General features: G+C 70.7%; 9 protein-coding genes. 5 read left to right on the top strand and 4 right to left on the bottom strand.

Features of this window, described 5'->3' with window-relative positions:
• Window positions 1-12: 12 nt before the first annotated feature.
• Window positions 13-1,890, bottom strand: a complete 1,878-nt coding sequence (locus tag AC6CH0_RS03115; RefSeq protein WP_498098229.1) for a glycoside hydrolase family 15 protein — start codon at window positions 1,888-1,890, stop codon at window positions 13-15.
• A 214-nt stretch (window positions 1,891-2,104) separates the two neighbouring features.
• Here AC6CH0_RS03115 and AC6CH0_RS03120 point away from each other — a divergent pair, with 214 nt between their 5' ends.
• A complete protein-coding gene (locus AC6CH0_RS03120; protein WP_498098230.1) occupies window positions 2,105-2,539 on the top strand; it encodes a YciI family protein in 435 nt (144 codons plus the stop codon).
• 35 nt (window positions 2,540-2,574) lie between these two features.
• Window positions 2,575-3,882, top strand: a complete 1,308-nt coding sequence (locus tag AC6CH0_RS03125; protein ID WP_498098231.1) for an RNA polymerase sigma factor — start codon at window positions 2,575-2,577, stop codon at window positions 3,880-3,882.
• A 31-nt stretch (window positions 3,883-3,913) separates the two neighbouring features.
• Here AC6CH0_RS03125 and AC6CH0_RS03130 read toward each other — a convergent pair whose 3' ends face one another.
• The gene (locus AC6CH0_RS03130; protein WP_498098232.1) at window positions 3,914-4,423 is read right to left on the bottom strand and encodes a TetR/AcrR family transcriptional regulator; all 510 of its coding nucleotides are present in this window, start codon (window positions 4,421-4,423) and stop codon (window positions 3,914-3,916) included.
• Window positions 4,424-4,480: 57 nt separating this feature from the next.
• On the opposite strand from AC6CH0_RS03130, the gene AC6CH0_RS03135 reads away from it, so the two are divergent.
• Window positions 4,481-4,825, top strand: a complete 345-nt coding sequence (locus AC6CH0_RS03135) for a VOC family protein (RefSeq protein ID WP_498098233.1) — start codon at window positions 4,481-4,483, stop codon at window positions 4,823-4,825.
• An 8-nt stretch (window positions 4,826-4,833) separates the two neighbouring features.
• Here AC6CH0_RS03135 and AC6CH0_RS03140 read toward each other — a convergent pair whose 3' ends face one another.
• Window positions 4,834-8,256, bottom strand: a complete 3,423-nt coding sequence (locus AC6CH0_RS03140) for an efflux RND transporter permease subunit (protein WP_498098234.1) — start codon at window positions 8,254-8,256, stop codon at window positions 4,834-4,836.
• 174 nt (window positions 8,257-8,430) lie between these two features.
• Between AC6CH0_RS03140 and AC6CH0_RS03145 the strand changes: the two genes are divergently transcribed.
• Complete coding sequence (locus AC6CH0_RS03145) at window positions 8,431-9,528, top strand: hypothetical protein (RefSeq protein ID WP_498098235.1); 1,098 nt, start codon at window positions 8,431-8,433, stop codon at window positions 9,526-9,528.
• Between the two features lie 91 nt (window positions 9,529-9,619).
• Window positions 9,620-10,960: a hypothetical protein gene (locus AC6CH0_RS03150; RefSeq protein WP_498098236.1), complete on the top strand. Its 1,341-nt coding sequence runs from the start codon at window positions 9,620-9,622 to the stop codon at window positions 10,958-10,960.
• Between the two features lie 292 nt (window positions 10,961-11,252).
• Here AC6CH0_RS03150 and yczR read toward each other — a convergent pair whose 3' ends face one another.
• Window positions 11,253-12,695: a MocR-like transcription factor YczR gene (yczR, locus tag AC6CH0_RS03155; RefSeq protein WP_498098237.1), complete on the bottom strand. Its 1,443-nt coding sequence runs from the start codon at window positions 12,693-12,695 to the stop codon at window positions 11,253-11,255.
• Window positions 12,696-12,734: the final 39 nt, after the last annotated feature.

Raw genomic sequence — 12,734 nt, forward strand, 5'->3', positions numbered from 1 at the left:
CTGCCGCGGAGATCAGCGGAACTCGTTGAGCCGCTCGATGAGGATGATGCGACGCGCGGCCTCGATGAGCGCCAAGTGCGAGAAGGCCTGCGGAAAGTTACCGAGATGGCGGCCGCTGCTCGTGTCGAGCTCCTCGGCGAGCAGGCCGAGCGGCGAGGCGATACGCAGGAGCCGCTCCATGAGCGCACGGGCACGAACGCCCTCGCCGATGATCGTCAGCGCCGACACGAGCCAGAACGAGCAGATGAGGAAGGTTCCCTCGCGACCCGACAGCCCGTCGTCGGTCTCGTCGGTGCGATAGCGGAGCACGAAGCCGTCATCGGTCAACTCGTCGGCGATGGCGAGCACCGTGCTGCGGAGGCGGGGATCGCCTGCGGGCAGGAACCCGTAGATCGCCGCGAGCAGCGTGGAGGCGTCGAGCGAGTCGGTGTCGTAGTGCTGTCGCAGCACACCGGCCTCGGTCATGCCGTTCGCGAGGATGTCGGCGCTGATCTCGTCGGCCACCGACCGCCAGTCCGCGACGAGTCCGGCGTCGCCGCGGATCTCGGCGAGCTTGGAGGCCCGGTCGAGCGCGACCCAGCACATGAGCTTCGACGACACGTAGTGGCGCGGCGCACCCCGTGCCTCCCAGATGCCCTGGTCGGCGTCGCGCCAGACGGCAGCCGCATTCTCGGCCTGCGCCTGGATGACCGGCCAGAGCGCGCGCGGCAGGCGTTCGCTGCGCCGGGCGTGCATGAGGATCGCGTCGAGCACCGAGCCGTAGACGTCGTTCTGCCGCTGGTCGAACGCGCCGTTGCCGATGCGCACGGGCTTGGCGCCCTCGTAGCCCGAGAGGTGCGGCAGCGTCGACTCGGTGAGGTCACGCCGGCCGTCGATGCCGTACATGATCTGCAGTGCACCGTTCTCGTTCGCCTCGAGACCGGCGATGAACTCGATGAACTCGTCGGCCTCCCAGTCGAGGTCGAGGTAGTGCAGCGCCTGCACGGTGAACGAGGAGTCGCGGATCCAGTTGTAGCGGTAGTCCCAGTTGCGTTCGCCGCCCGGAGTCTCGGGCAGGGAGGTCGTCAACGCCGCCACGGTCGCGCCCGTCGGCAGGTAGGTGAGCCCCTTGATCGTGAGCGCCGACCGTTCGAGCGCTTCGCGCCATGGATGGTCGGGCACACGGGCAGCGCTGAGCCACTCGCGCCAGTAGCGCGTCGTGGAGTCGAGCTGCGCGACCGCCTCGTCGAGGCTCGCGGCACCGCCGAGGTCGACCGCCCACGACAACGAGCTGTACACCTGCTCACCGGCATGCAGCACGTGCCGAGCCCTGGCCCGTCCGGCCTCGATGCCGAGCGACATGTCGGTGCGGAGCCGCAGCGACTGCTCGCCCCCGACGGCGGTCGCGGCGTGTTCGTCATCGCTCGTCCACACGGCGGCCGTGCGGCCGTAGTCGAACACCGGCTCGCAGACGAGCTCGACCTCGACTCGGCCCTCGAGGCACGTGATCGTGCGCACCAGCCCGTGGTACGCGTCGTCATCGGTCGGCGGACGCGTGTGCGGCGTCGTCAGGTCGGCGCCGAGTCGTGGCCCGATCGTGAGCGCATCGCGGACCTCGATCCAGCCGGTCGAGGTGCGCCAGGTGGTGACGAGCGTGTTGGTTCCCGGTTCGTAGGCGCGCGCCGACGGCACATCGAGCCCGAAGGGTCCGACCCTGAAGTAGCCCGCCTGCCGATCGAGCAGCGCGCCGAACACGCTCGGTGCGTCGAAGCGCGGCGCGCAGAGCCATCCGACCGCACCGTCGGGCGAGACGAGGGCGCCCGTGTGGCAGTCGGAGAGGAAGGCGTAGTCCGCGATCGGAGGGAACGGCGAGGGCGCGGCGACGCCATCGAACTGGGTGGGAATCGGCACGGTCACTCCGCCATGACAGCACACCCGCCTCAGAGGCTCGGAGAGGCGCGCCCGCCGCTGACCCCGCCCCGCCGACGGCTGCGGGATGACGCGGACGCCCGTGCACTGGCAGCATGAGAAGGAAATTCTCGAGCGATGTCGATCCGGCCCGCGCTCGTTCGACGCCAGAGTGAGGCGGGCACTTCGGCCCCCTCCCACGAAGGAGAGAACGACCATGAAGTACATGCTGATCATGCGATCCGACGACGCAGCCGTCGAGGCATACGAAGAGCTCGACTTCACCGAGGTGATCGCCGCGATGGGGGCCTACAACGAGTCGCTCATCAAGGCCGGCGTGTTGCTCGCCGGCGAGGGCCTCGCAGACGCCAAGGAGGGCTTCGTCGTCGACTTCGACTCCACGCCCCCCGTCGTCACCGACGGCCCCTACGGTGAGACGAAGGAGCTCTTCAACGGCTTCTGGATCATCCAGGCCTCGAGCGCCGAAGAGGCCGCCGAGTGGGCGAAGCGCTGCCCCCTGGGCCCGGGCTCGAAGCTCGAGGTGCGTCGCATCAACGAGCTCGAGGACTTCCCGCAAGACAACGAGTGGATCCAGAAGGAGGCCGGCTGGCGCGCAGAGGCCGAGGGCCGTCTCGGCACCAAGGCCGAGTGACCGGCTCCGACGAGTGCTGATCGAGGCGTGACCAGATGACCGAGACGGATGACCCGGGCACGGCCGGGCCGGCGACCGACGCCGCCGACCGTGCCCGGCGCGCCGTGGCCGCCGTCTGGCGTATCGAGTCGGCGCGCATCGTCGCGACCCTCACTCGCTTCGTCGGCGATGTCGGCCAGGCAGAAGACCTCGCGCAGGAGGCGCTCGTCGAGGCCCTGCGGCAGTGGCCCGGCGAGGGCGTGCCGAACAACCCGGGCGCGTGGCTGACCGCGGTGGCCAAGCGCCGCGCCATCGACGGTTGGCGTCGCCGCGAGCGGCTCGACGATCGGTACGCCGCGATGGCGCACGATCTCGAGCGCGACGGCGCCGCGGCATCCGACACCTTCTGGGACCCCGACACGATCGACGACGACATCCTCCGTCTGATCTTCGTGTCGTGCCACCCGGTGCTCTCGCGCGAGGCGCAGATCGCGCTGACCCTGCGCATCGTCGGCGGCCTCTCGAGCGACGAGATCGCCCGGGCGTTCCTCGTGCCGACCGCGACGATCCAGCAGCGCATCGTGCGCGCCAAGAAGACGCTCGCGGCCGCGAAGGTGCCGTTCGCGGTGCCGGAGCCCGACGAATACGCCGAGCGACTCGCCTCGGTGCTGCAGGTGCTCTACCTGATCTTCAACGAGGGGTACCTGCCGGCGACGGGCGAGGCGTGGGTGCGACCGGATGTCTCCGCCGAGGCGCTGCGGCTCGCCCGCATGGTGGCGGGGCTCATGCCCCGCGAGCCCGAGGCGCATTCCCTCGTCGCCCTGATGGAGTTCACGGCCTCACGGTTCGCTGCGCGCACGAAGCGCGACGGCACCCCGATTCCCCTCGACGAGCAGGACCGTTCGCGCTGGGACCGCTCGCAGATCGCTCGCGGCAGCGACGCGCTCGAACGTGCCGATCGGATCGGCCGGGGGCGGGGGGCGTACGGACTGCAGGCGGCGATCGCCGAGTGCCATGCGGTCGCGGCATCCGTCGACGACACCGACTGGGCGCGCATCGTCGTGCTGTACGAGGCGCTCGGGCGGCTCGCGCCGTCACCCGTGGTCGAGCTCAATCGCGCCGTCGCCGTGGCGATGTCGACGGGCCCGGCCACCGGGCTGCGCATCGTCGATGAGCTCGTGGCCGGCGGCAGGCTCGCCGGCTACGCACCGCTGCCGGCCGTGCGCGGCGAGCTGCTGCGTCGGCTCGGTCGCACCGGTGAGGCACGCGGCGAACTCGAGGCCGCCGCGCGGCTCACCGGCAACGAGCGCGAGCGCGCGTCGTTGCTCGCGAAGATCGCCGGCCTCGCGGCCGCCTCGGAGTAGCCCGGCGCGGCGGGCTCGCCCTCTGCTCGGCTCATCTCGCGAGGCGGAGGGTGAGCAACGCCGCTCGGGCCGCCTCGACGTCGCCGCCATCGCAGGTCGCGAGCACGGCGGCGCGCCACGCAGCGGCGAGCACTCGCCCGAGCGGGGCGGCCGCCGGAGCGACGAGCGTGTCGAGGAGCTCGGCCAGGGCATCGCTCCCGGCCTCGGGGGGCGCGTCGGCGAGAATACGCTGGAAGTTCATGCGCACGGCGAAGTCGAATCCGACCCCGAGCACCGCGGCGATCGAATCACGGTCGCCGGCGACCGAACTCGCCGCTCCCGCCATTCGATCGAGCAGTCGCTGCTCGACGTCGCGGCGCACGAAGTCGTAGAGCGCGAGCTTGCTGCCGAAGTGGTGGTAGATCGCGCCGGTCGTGACCTTCGCCTCGGCGGCGAGCTCTCCGACCGAGACGGCATCGAACGCACGCGACCCGAACGCGCCGACCGCTGCGAGGGCCAGGCGCCCCTTGGCCGACGTCGATACCGGAATCCACTCGCGCATGGTTACATAATGGCGTTATGCTGTGCGCAAACGCAATTACGACACGAAAGGCCTCTCATGAAACTCGAGTTCCTGTTTGCGCCGACCTCCGATCTCGAGGCCTCGCTCGCGCTCTACCGTGACGGGTTCGGCTGCGAAGAGGTCTGGCGCGAGGGCGAGACGACGATCGCACTCACCATGCCCGGCACCGACGTGCAGCTCATGCTCGACGCCAACGACCCCACCGCGCCGTTCGGCCCGCTGTTCATCGTCGACGACGTGCGAGCGTTCCACGAGGCTCGGCCGAGCCGCCTCAGGGTGGTCGAGGCGCCCTCCGAGATTCCCGGTGGCTACTCCGCGAGCTACACCGACCCCGGCGGCATGACCATCTACGTGATGGACCAGTCGACCGAAGCCGGGTAGCCGACCGGTCAGCTCGCGGCAGAGCCGACCGCGGCGTCGCTGCCCGCCGCGCGCTTCGCCCGCCGACGCTCGCGCCCGCCCTCGACGAGGTCGTAGAGCACAGGCAGCACGACGAGCGTGAGCGCCGTCGACGACACGAGGCCGCCGATCACGACGAGTGCGAGCGGTTGCGAGATGAACCCGCCGTGTCCGGTGATGCCGAGCGCCATCGGCAGCAGCGCGAAGATCGTCGCCAGCGCGGTCATCAGGATCGGCCGCAGACGCCTCGACGACCCGTGCACGAGGGCGTCGCGCACGCTCATGCCGCGATCTCGATACTGGTTCACGAGGTCGACGAGCACGATCGCGTTCGTCACGACGATGCCCACGAGCATGAGCACGCCGACGAGCGAGGCGACGCCGAGCGGGATGCCGGTGATCACCTGCAGTGCGATCGCACCGGTCGCCGCGAACGGCACCGACACGAGCAGCAGCAGCGGCTGCAACAGCGAACGGAACGTCGCCACCATCACGATGTAGACGATCAGGATGGCCGCGAGCAGCGCGAGGCCGAGCTGCGAGAACGACTCGGTCTGGTCTGCGGTGACCCCGCCGATCGTCGCGGTCGTGCCGGCGGGCAGCTCGAGTGCGTCGACCGACGCCGCCACCGCGCCGCTCGCGGTGCCGAGGTCGTCGCCCGAAGGCGTCGCGGAGACGGTCGCACTGCGGAGGCCCTGCACGGTCGTCACGGATGCCGGTCCGTCGACGTTCTCGACGGTCGCGAGCGAGTCGAGCCGCACCAGGCCGGCGGGCGTCGGCACCTCGAGGGCGGAGAGCGCGTCGACGGTCGTCGGCGGATTCTCGGCGGCGAGGTAGATCGTCAGGGTCTTCTCGTCGATCACGACGGAGCCGGCGCTCTGCGGCTGCATCGCCGCCGACACGAATCCGCCGAGTGCGACCTCGGAGTAGCCGGCGGCTGCGGCATCCGTTCGGTCGACCTCGACGGCCACGTACGGCTGGGACGCCGACAGGTTCGACGACACCTGCGCGAGCGAGTCGACGCCCTCGAGCTCGTCGACGACGGTGTCGGTCGCCGCCTGCAGGTCTTCGGCGTTCGATGCCGTGATGTCGACCTCGATGTCGCTCGAGGCGCCGAAACCGCTCGACGCTGCGAGGGTGACGTCGCCGACGTCATCGAGTCCGTCGAGCTCCTCGCGCACCGTCGCCTGCAATGCGTCCTGGTCGGCGCCCTCGTCGGTGGTGACCGAGTATGTGATGGTCGACCCTGCGCCGCCGAACGCCGCGGTGAGCCCGCGCCCGGAGCCGATCGACGTCTGCACGGTCTCGACACCCTCGGTGCCGCGGATCGCCTGCTCGACCGGTTCGGAGGCGGCATCCATGGCGTCGAGGCTCGTGCCGACCGGCAGCTCCTGCGTCACCTGGAAGGTGTTCTGGCCCGAGGAGCCGAGGAAGTTCGTCTTCATGAACGGCGTGAGGGCGACCGTGCCGCCGAGGATGAGTACCGCGATGATGAGCGTCACCGCACCGTGCTTCAGCGTCCACTCGATGATCGGCAGGTAGCCGCGCTGCAGTCGCGACGGATGCTCGAGCTCGTCGACGGCACTGGCGCGGGCGGCGGAGGCTGAACCCGCAGCCGAGGCCGGTCGGGCGGATGCCGCGGGCACCGTCGAGTCGGCTGCCGGTGCACTCGCCTCCGGCGCGCGGGAGGCGAGCCCAGGCGCTCCGGACGCGTCGCGAAGCTCGGGCGCGAGCCACACGTCATCGACGAACGCCGCCCCGGCGGCCTCCGCCGGATCTTCGTGCTTGGCGAGCTTCGCGGGCTTCAGGAACCAGTACGCGAGCACCGGCACGATCGTGAGCGAGACGAGAAGCGATGCGACGAGCGCGATCGTGACCGTGAGTGCGAACGGGCGGAACAGCTCACCCGTCACGCCCTCGACGAGCGCGAGCGGGAGGAAGACCGCGACAGTCGTGATCGTCGACGCCGTGATGGCGCCGGCGACCTCGCGCACGGCGTGCACGATCGTCGCGGCCCGGTCGACGCCCTCGACGAAGTGCCGCTTGATGTTCTCGATGACGACGATGGAGTCGTCGACGACCCGGCCGATCGCGATCGTGAGCGCGCCGAGCGTGAGGATGTTGAGGGTGTAGTCGGCCGCCTGCAACCCGATGAAGGTGATCAGCACCGAGGTCGGGATGGAGATCGCGGTGACGATGGTCGCGCGGATCGAGAGCAGGAAGACCAGGATCACGATCACGGCGAACACGAGGCCGAGCAGTCCCTCGGTCGCGAGCGACTCGATCGACTGCTCGATGTACGGCGCCTGGTCGAAGACGACCGTGAACGTGGCGCCCGCATTCGTGGTGTCGAGCGAGGACTCGAGGTCGGGCAGCAGCGCCGTCACGGCGTTCGAGACATCGACGGTGTTCGCGGCCGGCAGCTTCGTCACCGAGATCGTGAGCGCCGGTTCGCCGTCGACCCGCGAGATGCTCGAGATCGGGTTGTCGGTGAGCTCGACGGATGCCACGTCGGCGATCGTCGCCGCGACGGGCACCGCGATCGTGGTGGCGAAGGCCTGCGCACCCTGCTCGGCCCCACCGGGCGACTCGGCGCCGGGCTCGCCGGCGCCGGGCACCTCTGTGCCCTCGGCGGGCGTCTCCACTGGGACATCCGGAGCCTGCTGCTCGGTCGCACCGAGCACCGGCAGGCCGGCGATGTCGTCGACGCTGCCGAGGCGTGCGCCGGTCTGCACCGCGAAGGTGGAGTCGCCTTCGGTGATGGTGCCGGCCGGCACCAGCAAGCCGTTCTGCTGCAACGCGTCGCGAATGGCCTGCTGGCTGAGGCCGAGTGCGGCGAGCTTCGCAGGGTCGGGCGTGATGGTCACGCGCTGGCCGACCTCGCCGACGAGGTTCGCATCGCGGACTCCGTCGACATCGGTGATCTCGCCGAGGGTCGTGCGTTCGATCTCGTCGGAGAGGGCGCTGATGTCGTCGACGCCGGTCACCGCGATCTGCAGCACCGGGAAGTCGTCGAGACTGAGCGCGAGCACCTGCGGGTCGACGTCGTCGGGGAGCTGACCGCTGATGCGGTTGACGGCCGACAGCAGCTTCTGCTCCGCGAACGCGAGGTCCGTTCCGTAGGTGAAGCTCGCGGTGACGCGGGAGACACCGGTCGAACTCGTCGTCGACGTCGACTCGAGCCCGGTGATGCCCTGGATCGCGGTCTCGATCGGCGTCGAGACATCCGTGTTGACGATGTCGGGTGATGCACCCGGATAGCTCGTCACGATCGACAGTTGCGGGAACTCGATCGACGGCGCCAGCTCCTGCTTGAGGCTCGTGAGCGAAATGCCACCGAAGATCGCGACGACGACGGTGATGAGGGCGATGAGCGCGCGGTTCTTCATGCTGAGCGCAGCGAGCAGGTGCATTGCTCGATTCTTGCAGGCGGGGGCGTCGTCGATATCACGAACCGGTGAAATCCGATCGCCTTCGGGGTACGTGTCTCGGTCGCGTTTCGAGCCCGATCATTCCCCCGTCCGGGGGGTCGACTGACGTGCTGACCGCCCGTAGTCTTTCCAGCAAGGGAATCGAGGGTGGTGACCATGAGCTCCGCGGATGCCGCACGGCAGGTGCCGTGGCTCCGCTACGCCCTCCTCGCCTCGGCCCTGTCCGCCGTATGGCTCGTCATCAGCCTCTTCTCGAGCGCCCCGAGCGCCTCGGCCGACGAACGCGATTCGGGCGGTCTGCTCGGTGCGGTCGGCTCGTTGCTCGGCGGCGTGACGAACGTCACCGGGGCGGTCGGCGGCGTCGTGGGCGGCGTCGTCGAGACGGTCGCTCCCCCGGTGAACCAGGTCGTCGAACCGGTCGTGGCACCGGTCGTCGAGGTACTCCCCGAGCCCATCGCAGAACCGGTCGCCGAAGTCGTTCCCGCGGTCGTCGGCACCGTCACCGAGACCGCGAACACCGCGATCGGCGGCACGAACTCCACGGTCGGCACGGTGGTCAACGGTCTCACCGGCACCCTCTCCGGCATCGCCGGCGGCGGCACGGTCAGCGGCATCACGACCCCGGTCACCGGACTCGTCGACGGCCTCGTCGGCAAGCTGCCGATCGTCGGCGAGCTCCTCCCGGCCGGCACCGTGGGCGGAGTGCTCGGACCGGTCGTCGGCGTCGTCGACGACACGCTCGGCACGGTCGTCGGCTCCGCGCCCGCGCTGCCCACCGACGGCAGCGGCGTACTGCCCCAGTTGCCGTCGATCCCGCTGCTTCCGGGTGGCTCCGACGGCTCGGAGCCCGGCGAGCCCCTCGGCCCTGCACTTCCTGAACCCGGCGGTTCGCCGGGTCAGGCTGCTTCGATCCCACCACCCGGCGTCGTCGCGCTCCAGGCACCTGTCGTGCACCGTGCCGATGCCACGAACGCCACCGTACTCGGTACGGCGTCGCCCAGCGCCTCGGGCACGATTCTGCCCACTGACGGCGGAGCTCCGCCCGGAGACGGCGCACCCGTTCCCGCCGCGCCGGTCGGCACCAGCGGCGCAGGCCACGGCGCGGGCGCCTCGGGTTCCGGCGCCGGTGGCACGGCGTCCGACTCGGCGTTCGCCGCCCTCGAACTCGACGCACTCGCGTCGCTCGCACTTCACTCGGTTGACGACGAGCTGCCGTCGTCGCCGATCTACGCCACCGACTCCACCCCTGACTGACGGGGGCCGTTCCGCCTGCACGTGAGGCGGAAGACGGTCATCTCTCCCTGCGCGGGAGCGATATTTCCCATCAGTTCAGGAGGACTGGATCATGAAGAAACTTCTGTTGAGGGCGCTGTACGCGACCCTCTTCGCCGGAGGGCTCACGCTCCTCGGGGCCGGTGTCGCCCATGCGTCTGAGACGACCGGCGACGACGGCATCCTGTCGGGGACCCAAGCCGGCCTCTCGATCGACCTGCCGATCACGCTCGGCGGCAACGCCATCTCGGTCATCGGCGACTCGTCGTCGGAGGACGCCACCACCGTATCCGCCCCGGCACCGGCACCCGCCGCGGCCGAGGCACCCGAGACCAGCGGGTCGGACTCGGTACTCGGCGGCACGCAGGGAGTCGTCGACGTGTCGATTCCCATCACCCTCGGCGGCAACGCCATCTCGGTCATCGGCGACTCGTCGACCGAAGACGCGAGCACCGCCGTCGCCACGGGCGGCTCGAGCGGCGCGGGCAGCGCGTCGACGTCGGGTGAGGACAGCATCCTCGGCGGCACCCAGTTGCTCGGCGGGATCAGCGCTCCGATCACGATCGGCGGCAACGCCGTCTCGGTCATCGGCGACAGCAGCAGCAGCGGCGCCGTCACCGTGGTCGAGTCGAGCACGGCACCGGGCGGGGCTTCCTCGGCCGAGACCAGCGGCGAGGATTCCCTCCTCGGCGGCACTCAGGCGATCATCGGCGGCTCGCTGCCGGTGACGATCGGCGGCAACGCCATCTCCGGCATCGGTGACAGCGACAGCACCGATGCGACGACCGTGGTCGATTCGGGCTCCGGCCCGGGCGGCGGTTCGGCGGAGACCAGCGGCAACGACTCGATCCTCGGTGGCACGCAGGTGCTGCCGTCGCTCAGTCTGCCGGTGACGGTCGGAGGCAATGCGATCTCGGGAGTGGGCGACAGCACGTCGACCGATTCCGAGACGGTCGTGACGCCAGGAACCGGGGGCGGTTCGGCGACGACGGATGGTGACGGCGCGCTGCTCGGAGGAACACAGCTGCTGCCGAACCTGTCCCTGCCCATCACGATCGGTGGCAACGCGATCTCGGTGATCGGCGACAGTGAGACGGATGGATCGACGACCATCGTCGGCCCGGTCGACCCCGTCGACCCCGTCGATCCGGTCGACCCCGCCGATCCGGTCGACCCCGTCGACCCGGTCGACCCGGTCGACCCCGTCGATCCGGTCGATCCGGCGAACCCGACGACGCCCGCCGGCCAGGGTGCCGGCTCGACGATCGTCGCCTCCGGCGCCGGTTCGAGCGGCGCGGATGCGTCGAAGCTCGCGTCGACGGGAGTCGACACGGGAGTCCTCGGGCTCGCAGCCCTCGCGCTCCTCGCGGGCCTGCTGCTCGTCGGCTTCCGCCGGTTCGCGATGCGCCGGTAACACCGGGATGTGCCCGGCGCCGACCTACCCGGCGCCGGGCCCACGCCCCGGCAGATCACTTCCCTCAGACTCCGTGCCGTCGACCCGTTCGGCACGGCCCGGCCGCGGCACCCCCGCCGCGGTCAGCTGGGGCGGCGGACGAGCGCAGTCGTCCGCCGCCCGTACAAGAACTCCGTGCCGTCGACCCGTTCGGCACGGCCAAGCCGCGGCGCCCCACGCCGCGGTCGTGTGGGGCGGCCGACGAGCGCAGTCGTCCAGGGCCGCCCCACACGTTCACCCGACTCCGGGCGTTCTAGACCACCGATGCGAGCAGGCTCTGATCCGGAGCCGGCGCCGCCCCCGAGAGGGAGCGCCACGCGCGAGCCAGCGCCTGCACCGCGGCATCCGTCGTCTCGGCCGGGTAGCAGATCGGAAGCCGCAGGAACCGCTCGAACGCACCATCGATGCCGAACCGCGGCCCCGCCGCGATGATGAGCCCCTGGGCCCGGGCGGCGAGCGCGAGCTGCGAGCTGACGGGCGCGCCGAGCCCGACCCAGGTCACGATGCCGCCATCGACGTGCGGCACGCGCCACTCGGGGAACGACTGGGCGAGCAGTTGCTCGAGTCGGCCCCGCCCGGCGCGAAGTTGCTCCCTGCGCAGTTCGAGGATGTCGTCCATGCGCGCCAGCGCATGGGTCACGAGCAACTGCTCGATGATCGGAGTACCCAGATCACCGGGCGACCGCACCGCGAGCAACCGCCGGATCAGGGGGCGGTCGGCGCGGATCCAGCCGACTCGCACCCCGCCCCATACGGTCTTGCCGACTGAGCCGACCATGACCGCCGGACCGTATGCCGCCATCGGCAGCAGTGACTCGGAGCGATCGATGTCGAGCTCGCCCGTCGTCTCGTCGGCGACGATGACGGTGCCCTGTCTGGCGGCGGCGTCGAGCACCCGCTCACGCGTCTCGGCGCTCATCGAGCGCCCCGTCGGGTTCTGGAAGTCGGGCATCAGGTAGCCGGCAACGGGATTCGAATGCGCGATCGCGCGCGTGAGCGCCTCGGTCTCGGCCTCCCCGCTCCACTCGGGTTCGTCGTGCGGAGCCACGCCGACCGGCACGAGGCGGGCCCCCGCCGCACGCAATGCCTCATAGGCGTGCGGGTACGTCGGCGCCTCGATGATGGCCCGGTCGCCACGGCCGATCAGCGCTCGCGAGAGCAGGGCGATCGCGTGCTGCGCGCCGATCGTGACCATGACCTGCTCTGGCATCGTCGGCAGCCCGCGCGCCGTGTAGCGGTCCGCGATCGCCGCTCGGAGGGCCGGTGTGCCGATCGGGTCGAAACCGGCGTCGCCGAGGTGCTCGGGCAATCCGTCGACGGCCTGCCGCGCGAGGTCGGGCAGCCAGGGCAGCGCGGGCGGCGCGGCCTTGGAGAAGTCGATGTAGTCGGCGGTGGGCGGCGCCGGCAGCATCGTCGGTGCACCCGGAAGCCGGGCGACACTGCCCGACCCGCGCACACTCGACACGAGGCCCTGCTCACGCAGGTGGCGATAGGCCGCGGTGACCGTCGTGCGGCTCAGTCCGAGCCGCTCGGCGAGGTCGCGTTCGGCGGGCAGCCGGGTGTCGACGGGGATGCGCCCGTCGAGCACCAGCAGCCGGATGCGTTCGGCGAGTGCGTGGTACGCACTGGGCGCACCCGTGCGCCAGTCGCCGAGCAGGTTCTCGAGCGATCGTGCGCTCAGTGTGGACTCCGCCATTCGAGCCACTTTACTCGAATTGGATCTTTGCGAACAGGC

It is taken from the genome of Agromyces sp. GQ35 (assembly GCF_059758475.1).

What these genes read in the sequence shown, in the direction of transcription:
- AC6CH0_RS03120 (WP_498098230.1), top strand. Translation starts at nt 2,105, where the DNA reads ATGAAGTACATGCTGATCATGCGATCCGACGACGCAGCCGTCGAGGCA.
- AC6CH0_RS03125 (WP_498098231.1), top strand. Translation starts at nt 2,575, where the DNA reads ATGACCGAGACGGATGACCCGGGCACGGCCGGGCCGGCGACCGACGCC.
- AC6CH0_RS03130 (WP_498098232.1), bottom strand. Translation starts at nt 4,423, where the DNA reads ATGCGCGAGTGGATTCCGGTATCGACGTCGGCCAAGGGGCGCCTGGCC.
- AC6CH0_RS03135 (WP_498098233.1), top strand. Translation starts at nt 4,481, where the DNA reads ATGAAACTCGAGTTCCTGTTTGCGCCGACCTCCGATCTCGAGGCCTCG.
- AC6CH0_RS03140 (WP_498098234.1), bottom strand. Translation starts at nt 8,256, where the DNA reads ATGCACCTGCTCGCTGCGCTCAGCATGAAGAACCGCGCGCTCATCGCC.
- AC6CH0_RS03145 (WP_498098235.1), top strand. Translation starts at nt 8,431, where the DNA reads ATGAGCTCCGCGGATGCCGCACGGCAGGTGCCGTGGCTCCGCTACGCC.
- AC6CH0_RS03150 (WP_498098236.1), top strand. Translation starts at nt 9,620, where the DNA reads ATGAAGAAACTTCTGTTGAGGGCGCTGTACGCGACCCTCTTCGCCGGA.
- yczR (WP_498098237.1), bottom strand. Translation starts at nt 12,695, where the DNA reads ATGGCGGAGTCCACACTGAGCGCACGATCGCTCGAGAACCTGCTCGGC.